The organism is Nonomuraea sp. NPDC002799 (assembly GCF_053592075.1).
In genome coordinates, this window is the sequence record NZ_JBSFVA010000013.1 from 163,358 (window position 1) to 175,460 (window position 12,103).

Genomic DNA, 12,103 nt, shown 5'->3' on the forward strand with positions numbered 1-12,103 from the left:
TGCTGCGAATCGTCGTACGGCTGCGCGGCCATGGCGCCCGTCTGCTCGTAAGCGGCTTCCGGACGACGTTGCGGCTCCGCCGCACCCCATCCCGGGTCACCGGTTTGGGGAGGAGAACCTTGGGGCACAGAACGGGATGAGCCGGACCGGCGCCGCCTTCCAGGGCGGGGCGTTCCCTCACTCATGCTGTCACTCACACGTCCTCGCAACGTCGTCGGAACAGAAACGGCGGTTGGGCGTGAGGTTTCTCGCCGCCCTCGGTTTTCACGATTGCCCGACGCGGTCAGGCGGCCCGTTCCCGAGTACGTACGAAACCGTCAGGTGGTTCCAGGAACAACCTTGGCAGACCTCGACAACGTACACCCGGAACTCATCGTAATCATGAGCCATGGCGACGAGCTCTGACATGACCTTTGCCTGACCGGCATGCCGTCCGAGGGAATCCCCGTAGACATAGGTCACGTGGATGACGTTCTCGTGTTCACAGACCGGGCAGAGGCGTTCGGTCGGCTCGCCGAAGTGGCGCGCCGCCCGAAGGAGGTAGGGCTGTGCGTCACAGACGTCCCTCCTCAGAGCCCGTCCGGCACGTAGGGAGCGAAGCACCGCCCGCTTCGCAAGGCCGTAATCCACCACCCTCCGCTGTGACCACATGAGCGCCAGACTACGGCTTTTTACCGATTCATCCCAACGGCTTGGCAGATTCATAGATTGCGGACATATAGCGGCCCGACGTATCCTCGGGATGTATCGGCTCGATACATCGACGCGAGAGGGGACGGTTCCCATGGCCAGCGGACAGGGCAGAGTCCTGGAACTGGCCGTGCTCGGGTCGCTTCACGAGACGCCGCTACACGGCTATGAGCTGCGCAAACGGCTCAACGCCCTGCTGGGGATGTTCCGCGCGTTCTCCTACGGGTCGCTGTACCCCTGTCTGCGATCACTCCTGACCGAGGGCCTCATCGCGGAGGAGCAGCCCGCTCCCACCACGATGGTCGGCGGCCGGTCGAAGATCGTCTACAAGCTGACCGCCGAAGGCAAGGAACGACTGCAGGACATGCTCACCCAGGCCGGCCCTTCCGCTTGGGAGGACGAGAGCTTCGGCGTGCATTTCGCCTTTTTCCGGCACACCGAAGCCGAGGTGCGCCTGCGCATCCTCGAAGGCCGCCGCAGCCGGCTGGAGGAGCGGCTGGACGCCGTGCGCACGGCGCTGGCCCGCACCAGGGAGCGCCTCGACAGCTACACGCTGGAGCTTCAGCGTCACGGGCTCGAATCCGTGGAGCGCGAGGTGCGCTGGCTGAACGAGCTGATCGCAACAGAGCGTCGGGCCTCTGAGGGGCCCGAGAGAGATACCACGTCAACTGATGAGTAAGGGAGCGAGTGCGATGGGTTCGGTTCGCGTGGCCATTGTCGGTGTCGGCAACTGCGCGTCGTCGCTGGTCCAGGGCGTCCACTACTACAAGGACGCCGACCCGGACACACGGGTCCCGGGCCTGATGCACGTGAAGTTCGGCGATTACCACGTCGGCGACGTCGAGGTCGTCGCGGCCTTCGACGTGGACGCCAAGAAGGTCGGCCGTGACCTCTCCGAGGCGATCGTCGCCAGCGAGAACAACACCATCAAGATCACGGATGTGCCTCCGACGGGGGTGACGGTCCAGCGGGGCCACACCTACGACGGCTTGGGCGAGTACTACTCGGAGATCATCGAGGAGTCCGACGAGGCGCCCGTCGACGTGGTCCAGGCGCTTCGCGACGCCCGGGTCGACGTCCTGGTCTCCTACCTGCCGGTGGGCTCGGAGGACGCGGACCGCTTCTACGCGCAGTGCGCGCTGGACGCCAAGGTCGGGTTCGTCAACGCGCTGCCGGTCTTCATCGCCTCCGACCCCACGTGGGCGCAGAAGTTCACCGACGCCGGGGTGCCGATCGTCGGTGACGACATCAAGTCCCAGGTCGGCGCCACGATCACGCACCGCGTGCTGGCCAAGCTGTTCGAGGACCGCGGGGTGGAGCTGCTGCGCACGTACCAGCTCAACTTCGGCGGCAACATGGACTTCATGAACATGCTGGAGCGCAAGCGGCTCCAGTCCAAGAAGATCTCCAAGACGCAGTCGGTCACCTCGCAGATCCCCCACGAGATGGGCAAGGCCGACGTGCACATCGGGCCGTCGGACCACGTGCCGTGGCTCGACGACCGCAAGTGGGCCTACGTCCGGCTGGAGGGGCGCTCGTTCGGTGACACGCCGCTCAACCTGGAGTACAAGCTGGAGGTGTGGGACTCGCCCAACTCGGCGGGGATCATCATCGACGCGGTGCGGGCGGCCAAGATCGCCATGGACCGGGGCATCGGCGGGCCGATCCTGTCGGCTTCCTCGTACTTCATGAAGTCGCCGCCCGAGCAGTTCTCCGACGACGAGGCTCGCGACTACGTCGAGAAGTTCATCAGGGGCGAGGTCGAGCGCTGAGCTCGCCTTTCACGAGGACGGCGCCGCACCAGCGCGAAGGTGCGGCGCCGTCCTCGTGCCGGGGACAACCCCGTTACGGGCTCACAGGCGTGCGGCGGGTGGCAGCTCATCGGCGGCGGCGGGCTGCCAGGTCAGCGGGTCGGCGCCGAGCTCCGCGAGCAGCGGCACCTGCTCCCTGCACCAGGGAGAGATCGCCAGCAGCCCGTTGCGCACCCCCTCGGTGAGCTCCTTCCACGGCATCCACAACGTCTCCCCCACCTCCTCGGGGTTGGGTACGGCCGCGGCGTCGGCGACGACGCGGTAGACGGGGCAGAGCTCGTGCTCCACGATGCCGTTGGCCATGACGGCGCGGTAGGCGAAGGTCGGCAACATCAGGTCGGCGTGCTCGGCCGTGAGGCCCAGCTCGTAGGAGAGCCGGCGCATGATCGCCCGGTCCACCGCCTCGCCGGGCAGCGGATGGCCGCAACAACTGTTGGTCCAGACGCCCGGCCAGGTGACCTTGTGGTCCGCCCGCCTGGTGAGCAGCACGCGGCCCTGCTGGTCGAAGACGTAGCTGGAGAACGCCAGATGAAGCGGGGTCTCGTGACCGTGCACCGACGTCTTGGGGGCTGTGCCGAGTGCGTGGCCGTCACGGTCAACCAGCACAACGTGTTCCTCGATCGTCACGCTATGAAGCGTACGAGATCGCGATGCCCGCTCGGAACCCGTTGCTCACCTGATGCACCAACCTCTGCGGCATCCTAGAGGACAACCGCCGGGGGTTAGGCTGACGGCGTGTCTTTCGTCGCCGACCTACGCGTGGTCCTCCGGGGCAGGGACTTCCGCCGGCTCTTCGGCACCCGGCTGATCTCCCAGTTCTCCGACGGAATCTTCCAGTTCGCGGTGACCGGCTTCGCCTTCTTCAGTCCCGAGAACCAGACGACCGCGCTCGAAGTGGCCATCGGGCTGGCCGTGCTGCTGCTGCCGTACAGCGTGCTCGGGCCCTTCGTCGGCGTGTTCATCGACCGCTGGTCGCGGCGGCAGATCCTGCTGGTGGCGCCGCTCGTCCGCGGCGTGCTGCTGGTGGCCGCCGCGGCGCTGGTCGCCGTGGGCGTGCCCGATCCGGTGTTCTACGCGGCGGCGCTCGCCGTGCTCGCGGTCAACCGGTTCTTCCTGGCCGCGCTCGGCGCCTCGCTGCCGCACGTGGTGCCCGCCGAGCGGCTGATGGCGGCCAACGCCGTCACGCCCACCTCGGGGACCGTGGTCACGTTCGTGGGCGCGGGCGTGGGCTTCCTGCTCCGGGAGATGTTCGGCGGCGGCGACGCCGGCGTCGCGCTGCTCCTGGTGACCTCCGGCGTGGTCTTCGGCATGAGCGCCCTGGTCGCGCGGACGATGGACCGCCGGCTGCTCGGCCCGACGGACGACCCCGACCGGCCGCAGGCGAGCCAGGCCATGCGCAACGTGGTCAGCGGCCTCGCCGACGGCGCCCGGCACCTGGTGGGCCACCGCAGGGCCGCCGTCACCATGGGCGCGATGGCCGCCCACCGCTTCTTCTACGGCATCGCGACCGCGCTCGGCATCATCCTCTACCGCTACTACTTCAGCGACGGCGACCCGGAAGCCGCGCTGCGCGGGCTCAGCGTGGTCGTGGCCACGTCCGGCTTCGGCTACTTCCTGGCCGTCATCATCACGCCCTACGCGACCGACCGGTTCGGGATCGAGCGCTGGGTGACGATCGCGCTGACGGCGGCCGGGGTGCTGGGGGCCGTGCTGGTGCTGCCGTTCCAGGAGTGGGGGCTGCCGGCGGCCGGGTTCGTGCTGGGCGTGGCCGGGCAGAGCGTCAAGATCTGCGCCGACACCACGGTCCAGCGCGACGTCGAGGACATCTACCTGGGCCGGGCCTTCTCCCTCTACGACATGCTCTTCAACGGCATGTACGTGCTGGCCGCGGCCCTGTCGGCGATGATCCTGCCCGCCAACGGCAAGTCCTACACCGCCGTCGTGATCATCGCGGTCGGCTACCCGCTGGCCGCGCTGGCCTACCGGATGATCACCACGTCGTCACGCACCGGAGTCGCCTGACCTGGCCCACTCGGTCAGCGCCTCCGTGACCGCCTCCTTGCCGATCAGGCCCTTGTCGAGTCTGAGCTCCAGCAGGAACTTGTACGCCTGACCCACGATCGGCCCCGGCCCGATGCCGAGGACCCGCTGGATCTCGTTGCCGTCGAGCTCGGGCCGGATCTTGGCCAGCTCCTCCTCGTCGGCGAGCTTGGCGATGCGCTCTTCGAGCTGGTCGTAGGTGCGCGACAGCGCCACGGCCTTGCGCTTGTTGCGCGTGGTGCAGTCGGCCCTGGTCAGCTTGTGCAGCCGGTCGAGCAGGTGGCCGGCGTCGCGCACGTATCGGCGCACGGCGCTGTCGGTCCACTCCCCCGTGCCGTAGCCGTGGAAGCGCAGGTGCAGCTCCACGAGCTGCGCCACGTCGGCCACCACGTCCTTGGGGAACTTCAGCTCGGTCATCCGCTTCTTGGCCATCTGGGCGCCGACGACCTCGTGGTGGTGGAACGACACCCGGCCGCCCGTCTCGTGGCGGCGCGTCTTGGGCTTGCCGACGTCGTGCAGGAGCGCCGCCCAGCGCAGGATCCGGTCGGGCTTGCCGTCCTCCTCCTGCGCGATGGCCTGTTCGAGGACGGTCAGCGAGTGCTCGTAGACGTCCTTGTGCCGGTGGTGCTCGTCGATTTCCAGCCGCAGCTTGGGCAGCTCAGGCAGCACGCGGGCGGCCAGGCCGGTCTCGACGAGGAGTCGCAGCCCCTCACGCGGGTAGAGGCCGCAGATGAGTTTGTCCAGCTCGTCGCGAATGCGCTCGGCCGAGACGATCTCGATGCGGTCGGCCATGGCGGTCATGGCCGCCAGAGCGGCCTCGTCGACGGCGAAGCCGAGCTGCGAGGCGAACCTGGCGGCCCGCAACATGCGCAGCGGGTCGTCGTCGAAGGACCGCTCGGGGGGGCCGGGCGTGCGCAGCAGTTTGGCCCGCAGGTCGGTCAGCCCGCCGTACGGGTCGACGAACTCGTGCGCGGGCAGCCGCACCGCCATCGCGTTGACCGCGAAGTCGCGCCGCTCCAGATCCGCCTCCAGCGTGTCGCCGTACATGACCTCGGGCTTGCGCGACTTGGGGTCGTACGACTCGCTGCGGTACGTCGTGATCTCGATGAGCCAGTTGCCCTTGCGCAGGCCCACGGTGCCGAAGTCGATGCCGATCGTCCACACGGAGTCGGCCCAGTCCCTGACGATCTCCAGCACCCGCTCGGGGCGGGCCTCCGTGGTCAGGTCGAGGTCGTTGCCGGTACGGCCGAGCAGGATGTCGCGCACGGGACCGCCCACCAGGGCCAGCTCGTGGCCCTGCGTGGCGAACAGGCGGCCGAGCTCGTCGGCCACCGGGGCGATCTTGCGGAACAGGTCGGTCATGGCCCGCTGCTGGCTCTCGGTCAAAGTTGAGTCGGACAAACTAGGTAGGTCCTTCATCCGGAACATATCCCCCGGGCCACACCAGGTCCGGGTTACCGTCGGTCAAGGGACCGTCGGGGGCCATGGCACAAGGCACAAGGCAGGGAGGACTGTATGAAGGACGCCCTCGCGATCCACCGCTGGCTCCTCGCACACCAGGTCCATCATGAGATCGTACGCCTTCCGCGCCCCATGACATGCGCGGAAGAGCTGCCTGAGACGGTCTCCGCGGCACCGGTGAGGTGCCTGATGGTCACCGTGCTCGAAGTCGCCACCAGGATCGGCCGCGAGGTCGTCATCGCGGTCACCTCCACCGTGGCGGCGCCCCCACGTCCGGAGGCCGTCAAGGCGCTGCTCGGCGCCCGCCACGTGCGTCCGGCCCCGGCCAACGTGGTCAACGCGGCCACCGACTACGCCGACGGGCTCGTCTGCCCGCTGCTGCTGCCGGAGTCGCTGCCGATGTTCATCGACGACCGGCTGCTCACCGACACCGAGCCGATCTTCACGGCCACCGGCGAACGGCACACGGCGCTCTCCTTACGTGCCCTCGACCTGCTGACCTTCATGCCAGGAAAGATGGTGGACCTACGTGGTGCGCGCCCGAGAGGATCACGTGAGGCGGTCGCGCGGGGGCACTGAGCCCGTACCATTGCGGGCGTGCGTCGTCGTCCTCCAGCTCAGGCATCCGCGTGATCCGTAAGGCCGCGCTGCTCGCCGTGCTGTCCGCCGCGCTGCTCGCCCCCGTGACGGTGGCCGCCGCGCCGGGCGCGGCTGCCGTGCAGGCGACCGCGAGCAGGCAGACGCTCGCCGTGTCGATCTCGTCGATCACACCCGAGGTCCCGCGGTCGCTGACCGATGTGATCAAATTCACCGGCTCGCTCCGCAACGACACCGGCGCGCCGCTGACCAACGTGTCCGTACGGCTGCGCTACACCCCCCAGCCGATCACCGACCGCGCCACCATGGCCGCCTACGAGGCCGACCAGACCACGACGACCCTGCCGGGGAGCGTCTCGCGCACCTCGTCCCAGATCATCCCCGCGCTGGCCGCGGGCGCCTCGGTGCGCTGGGAGTTCACCGCGACGCCCGTCCAGCTCGGCTACCGGACCTTCGGCGTCTACCCGGTCGCCGTGGAGGTGGCCCCCAACGGCGTGCCCCTGGCGACGCAGCGCACTTACCTCACCTACGCGCCGCCCACGGTGCCGAAGCTGCCGCCCAACCGGCTGGCCATCGCCCTCCCGGTGATCGACCAGCCGCACCGGGCCACCGACACCCTGTTCGTCGACGACAAGCTGGCCCAGTCGGTCGTCGGCAAGGGCCGGCTGGCCGACCTGGCGGGCATCGCCCAGGTCGCGCCGGGGAGCGTCACGTGGTTCGTCGATCCGGCGCTGCTCGACGACCTCAACACGATGGCCAAGGGCGGCTACCGGGTCAGGACGAAGGACGGCGAGGAAGACCGGAAGGCCAGCGCCGAGGCCGGGCAGTGGCTGACGTCCATGCGCACGTCGCTGGCCGCCGCGCCCGTGGTCGCGGTCCCGTACGCCGATCCCGACGTGGCCGCGCTCGCGCACCAGGGCCTGGACTCGCAGACCGAGCGGGCGATCGAGCTGGGCGGCGAGGTCGCCAGGGCGCTGCTCAGCCGGAGCGCGAAGACCACCGTCAACTGGCCGGCCGCCGGCGTGCTCGACCCCGACGCGCTCGACCTGCTCTCGGTCAGCAAGGACAAGGTCGGCACCGTCCTGCTCAACGCGACCAACCTGCCGCCGCAACCACCCGTCACGTTCACGCCCGACGCCGCCGCGACGGTCGACTCGGTGAACGGGCCCGTCACCGCGCTGACCGCCGACGCCGAGCTGAGCCGCCTGTTCGAGCCGGCCGGCGCCACCTCCGTCCTGCTCAGCAATCAGCGCTTCATCGCCGAGACCGCCATGATCGCCGGGGAGGCGGGCCAGACCTCGCCGCGCTCCCTGGTCATCGCCCCCTCGCGGCGCTGGGACCCCAATCCGACCCTCGTCAAAGCGCTGCTGAAGACCGCGGTGAAGCTGCCGTGGCTGCAGCTCACCCCGCTGGAGTCGCTCAAGCCGGCCAAGGTGTCGGTCCCGCGCGCGGGGCTGACCTACACCGAGCAGGACCGCAAGGAAGAGCTGACCCGCAAATACCTGGAGCCGGTCAAGGACGCCTGGGCGAAGGCGCAGCTCACCTCGCTGATCACGGGCGAGAAGGGCGAGTCGGGCTTCGACGCGGCGGTGCTCAGGCTGACGTCGTCCGGCTGGCGCAACAGCACGCGGGCGGGCCGCGCGGTGACCAAGCTGGTCAGCGCCGCCGTCGCGGACCGGACCGACGAGATCCAGATCACCGGGGCCGGCCCGGACCGGCCGCGCACGCTGGCGGGCAGCAACGGCGTGGTGCCGATCAGCGTGAAGAACTCGCTGAGCAGCGACATCAGCCTGTTCATCGACGTCAAGTCGAACAACCCCGATCTGCTGCAGGTGAACTTCACGCAGGAGGAGCCCCTGCCCATCGGCGGCGGGCAGAGCGGAACCGTGCAGGTGCCGATGAACGCCGCCAGCGGCATCAGCGGCGACGCGACGGTGACCGTTCAACTGCGAACCGCTGACGGCCAGCCCTATGGCAAGCCGCAGCGGCTGACGATCCGCACCACGGGCTACACCGGGATCGCGCTGGTGATCGTGGGAGCTGCTCTGACCGTGATGCTGGCCGCTGTGGTGACGCGAGTGCTACGGCGCAGGTCGGAGCGGAAGCTCGCACGTTCGGCCAGAGGCCGGGAGAGTGAGACCGTATGAGCCGCATGCTGCGGGCCAGCGCCATCATGGCGGCGGGCACGATGGTGTCCAGGGTCACGGGGTTCGTGCGGACGATGGTCCTCGCCTACGCCATCGGCACGATGGCCCTGGGCGACTCCTACAACGCCGCCTACGCCATCCCCTACAGCATTCTCGACCTGCTGCTCCTGGGCGTGCTGAGCAGCGTCGTGGTGCCGATGATCGTCCGGGCGCAGCAGCACGACGCCGACGGCGGCCGCGCCTACGAGCAGCGGCTGCTCACGCTGGCGACGGCCGCGCTGGTCGTGGTGGCGGTCGTCGCCGTCCTGGCCGCGCCGCTGCTCATCGACCTCTACACCGATTGGCGGCCGGGCGAGCGGAAGTTCGAGGTCGCGGTCACGCTGGCCCGCTTCATCCTGCCGCAGCTCGCCTTCTTCGGCGTGGGCGCGGTGGCGGGGGCGATACTCAACACCCGCGACCGCTACGGCGCTCCCATGTGGGCGCCGGTCGTCAACAACCTGGTCGTCATCTTCGTGTTCGTGGGCTACGCCCTGATGAGCGACGCGGGCGGTGACATCGACAAGGTCACCGACGGCGACCTGGCGCTGCTCGGCATCGGCACCACGGCGGGCATCGTGGCGCAGGCGGTCGTGCTGATCATGGCGCTCAAGCGGGCCGGGTTCGCCTTCGTGCCGCGCTTCGACGTGCGCAACGCGCGGCTGGGCGAGATGACCAAGGCCGGCGCCTGGACGATCGGCTACGTGGTCGTCACCCAGCTCGGCTTCATGCTCACGACCAACCTGTCCAGCGCGGCGGGCAACGTCGTGGAGGGGCACGGCATCACGCCGTACACGCTGGCGTTCCAGCTTTTCCAGCTCCCGTACGGCGTCATCGGCGTCTCGGTGATCACGGCCATGCTGCCGCGGATGAGCCGGGCGGTCGGCGAGGGGCGCTTCGGCGACGTGCGGGCCGAGTTCGGGTCGAGCGTGCGGCTGATCTGCTCGCTGATGGTGCCGGTGTCGCTGCTGCTCATGGTCCTCGGCCCGGCGATCACCGTGCCCATCTACGGCCACGGGGCCAACAGCATCGCCAACGCGGTCTACATCGGCAACGTGCTGCAGGTCTACGGGCTCGCGCTGGTGCCGTTCTCGGTGTACCAGTTGTTGTTGCGGGTCTTCTACAGCTTCGGCGACACCCGGACGCCGGTGTACGTCGGCGCGGGCACCACGGCGGTCAACGCGCTGCTCATGGTGCTGTTCTTCTGGCTGCTGCCGGAGCGTTACGCCGTGATGGGGCTGGCACTGGCGTACGCGATCGCGTACGCGCTGGGCGCGGTCACCGCCTGGTGGCTGGCCAGCCGCCGGGTCCAGGGGCTGGGCGGCTGGACCATCGGCATGGCGCTGACCCGGGTGTATCTCGCGTCGCTGCCGACGGCGGTGCTGGCGCTGGCCGCGGTCTGGGTGGTCACCACCGTGTGGGGCGGGCTCGATTTCGTCAGTTCGCTGATCGTCCTGGCCGTCGGCGGCGGCCTCGGTTTGCTGCTCTACCTGGGCGTTGCTCACAGAATGCGCATACCCGAGGTCAATTCACTTGTTGGGATGGTCGCAAGACGGGTAGGTCGGTAGTTATGGGATATCTCCCCATGCGACTACCGTCACGATAGTGACAGTCCGAAGGGCAGGTTTCCCGCTGGCAAAGAACGCGGGCAGAATCGACTCGGCACTACCATGGAGCCCGACACGCTCGTATGGAAGCAGGAGGGGCGTGGGCGGATCCACCCGGCATAGCGTGCCTTCGTGGGACACCCCCACGCAGGTGAGTCGAGTCATGAGCATGCCCGATCGGCCAAGCGGAGAGAGCCTGTGAGCATGTCGGCCGTCGAACCCGGCACCCGTCTCGCCGAGCGCTTCCGGCTCGAAGACCGCGTCAGCGAGTCCGACGGTGCCACGCTGTGGAAGGCCATCGACGAGATCCTCGCGCGTCCCGTGGCCGTGCACACCTTCTCCCCCGACTTCCCGCGCGTCCATGAGGTCGTCACGGCCGCCCGGTCGGCCAGCCGGCTCACCGATCCGCGCCTGACGCAGGTGTTCGACGCGGCGGAGGACGAGACGGCCTCCTATGTGGTGAGCGAGTGGGTCACCGGCGAGTCGCTGATCGACCTGCTCGCCTCCGGCCCGCTGGACCCGGAGCGCGCCGCCGGGCTGGTCGCCGAGGCCGCCGAGGCGCTCGCGCACGCCCACGAGGCCAACCTCTACCACCTGTGCCTGCGCCCCGAGCACCTGGTGTGGACGACCGGCAACACGGTCAAGGTGCTCGGCGTGGCCGTCGACGCGGCCATGTACGGGCTCACCACCGACCAGCCCGCGCTCGACGACGCCGAAGGGCTGGGCCGGCTGCTGTACGCCGGCCTGACCGGCCACTGGCCGGGCGACGAGCAAGAGGGCGGGCTGCCCGCGGCGCCCATGAGCGACGGTCACTTCTGCACCCCCCGCCAGGTCACCGCCGGCGTGCCCAGCTACCTCGACACGGTCACCGTGCGGGCGTGCCTGCCCGAGTCCCGCAGGGGCCAGGGGGCGCTGACGAGCCCGTCCGAGATCTCCGAGGCGCTGGCCGACGTGGCCAGGCCGATGCCGATCCCGATGGCCTACCCCTCGACTCCCGCGGTGGCCTCGGCCTCCCACACCGAGGGCCTCGACGTCGCCCACCGCCAGGCGGCCACCATGCCGCCGCTGCCGCCGGTGCCGCGCCGCGTGCCGAACAACGGCGGTGGCGGCACGCTCAACCGCGTGCTCATGACGCTGGTGGTGCTGCTCGTCATCGCCGCGGTCGGCGTGGGCGCCTGGACGATCGGCCGCAGCCTGGGCAGCCCGACCACGCCCGAGGCGAAGGCCACCCTGCCCACCAGCTCGGCGCCCGCCCAGGCCGCGGCCGAGTCCGTCAAGCCGGAGAACGCCAAGGGTTTCGACCCGCTCGGCGACGGTGACGAGAAGTCCGAGATGGCGGCGCTGGCCATCGACGGCAAACCCAGCACCCTGTGGAAGACCGAGGCCTACACCAGCGCCGACCTGGGCCGGCTCAAGGACGGCGTCGGCCTGCTGCTCAACATGGGCAAGTCCATGCAGATCAGCGACGTGGTGGCCACGTTGTCGGACGCGCCGGGCGCGACCGTCGAGCTCAAGGTGGGCGACTCCCCCGAGCTCGACTCGCTCAAGACCGTGGCGACCGAGAAGAACGCGGCCGGAAAAACCACTCTCACCCCTGACCAGGCGGCCAGCGGCCAGTACGTTTTGATCTGGTTTACACGCGTTCCGACGGATGCGGGCAAGTTTCATGGCACCATCTATGAAGTAGTGGTGCACTCTCCCGGATCGGCATAAC

The 12,103-nt window shown here is 69.3% G+C and carries 10 protein-coding genes; 7 read left to right on the forward strand and 3 right to left on the reverse strand.

What is annotated here, in order from left to right:
- Positions 1-264: 264 nt before the first annotated feature.
- The gene (locus tag ACWD0F_RS24410; protein WP_449879048.1) at positions 265-786 is read right to left on the reverse strand and encodes a DUF5318 family protein; all 522 of its coding nucleotides are present in this window, start codon (positions 784-786) and stop codon (positions 265-267) included.
- Here ACWD0F_RS24410 and ACWD0F_RS24415 point away from each other — a divergent pair.
- Together ACWD0F_RS24415 and ACWD0F_RS24420 are read left to right on the forward strand one after the other, a co-directional pair.
- Positions 785-1,369: a helix-turn-helix transcriptional regulator gene (locus ACWD0F_RS24415; protein ID WP_449879050.1), complete on the forward strand. Its 585-nt coding sequence runs from the start codon at positions 785-787 to the stop codon at positions 1,367-1,369. The two genes, ACWD0F_RS24410 and ACWD0F_RS24415, sit on opposite strands and share 2 nt — an antisense overlap.
- A gap of 13 nt (positions 1,370-1,382) precedes the next feature.
- Positions 1,383-2,462 (forward strand): inositol-3-phosphate synthase, encoded by a 1,080-nt coding sequence (locus ACWD0F_RS24420; RefSeq protein WP_449879051.1) that lies wholly within the window; start codon positions 1,383-1,385, stop codon positions 2,460-2,462.
- An 81-nt stretch (positions 2,463-2,543) separates the two neighbouring features.
- On the opposite strand, the gene idi is transcribed toward ACWD0F_RS24420, so the two are convergent.
- Positions 2,544-3,128, reverse strand: coding sequence for an isopentenyl-diphosphate Delta-isomerase (idi, locus tag ACWD0F_RS24425; protein ID WP_449879053.1), 585 nt, complete (start codon positions 3,126-3,128; stop codon positions 2,544-2,546).
- Between the two features lie 108 nt (positions 3,129-3,236).
- Between idi and ACWD0F_RS24430 the strand changes: the two genes are divergently transcribed.
- On the forward strand, positions 3,237-4,523 hold the full coding sequence (locus tag ACWD0F_RS24430) for an MFS transporter (protein ID WP_449879055.1): 1,287 nt from the start codon (positions 3,237-3,239) through the stop codon (positions 4,521-4,523).
- Here the strand turns inward: ACWD0F_RS24430 and ACWD0F_RS24435 are convergent.
- Positions 4,503-5,969: a CCA tRNA nucleotidyltransferase gene (locus ACWD0F_RS24435; RefSeq protein ID WP_449879057.1), complete on the reverse strand. Its 1,467-nt coding sequence runs from the start codon at positions 5,967-5,969 to the stop codon at positions 4,503-4,505. The genes ACWD0F_RS24430 and ACWD0F_RS24435 overlap by 21 nt on opposite strands.
- Before the next feature lie 87 nt (positions 5,970-6,056).
- Between ACWD0F_RS24435 and ACWD0F_RS24440 the strand changes: the two genes are divergently transcribed.
- The 4 genes from ACWD0F_RS24440 to ACWD0F_RS24455 all read left to right on the forward strand — a co-directional run bounded on the left by ACWD0F_RS24440 (position 6,057) and on the right by ACWD0F_RS24455 (position 12,102).
- Complete coding sequence (locus ACWD0F_RS24440) at positions 6,057-6,581, forward strand: aminoacyl-tRNA deacylase (RefSeq protein WP_449879059.1); 525 nt, start codon at positions 6,057-6,059, stop codon at positions 6,579-6,581.
- Between the two features lie 50 nt (positions 6,582-6,631).
- Positions 6,632-8,746 carry a DUF6049 family protein gene (locus ACWD0F_RS24445; RefSeq protein ID WP_449879060.1) on the forward strand — a complete coding sequence of 705 codons (2,115 nt, stop codon included), beginning with the start codon at positions 6,632-6,634 and terminating at the stop codon, positions 8,744-8,746.
- Positions 8,743-10,350 carry a murein biosynthesis integral membrane protein MurJ gene (murJ, locus tag ACWD0F_RS24450; RefSeq protein WP_449879062.1) on the forward strand — a complete coding sequence of 536 codons (1,608 nt, stop codon included), beginning with the start codon at positions 8,743-8,745 and terminating at the stop codon, positions 10,348-10,350. Before ACWD0F_RS24445 ends, murJ begins: the two co-directional genes overlap by 4 nt.
- A 243-nt stretch (positions 10,351-10,593) precedes the next feature.
- Positions 10,594-12,102 (forward strand): protein kinase family protein, encoded by a 1,509-nt coding sequence (locus ACWD0F_RS24455; protein ID WP_449879064.1) that lies wholly within the window; start codon positions 10,594-10,596, stop codon positions 12,100-12,102.
- The last annotated feature ends 1 nt before the right edge of the window (position 12,103 follow it).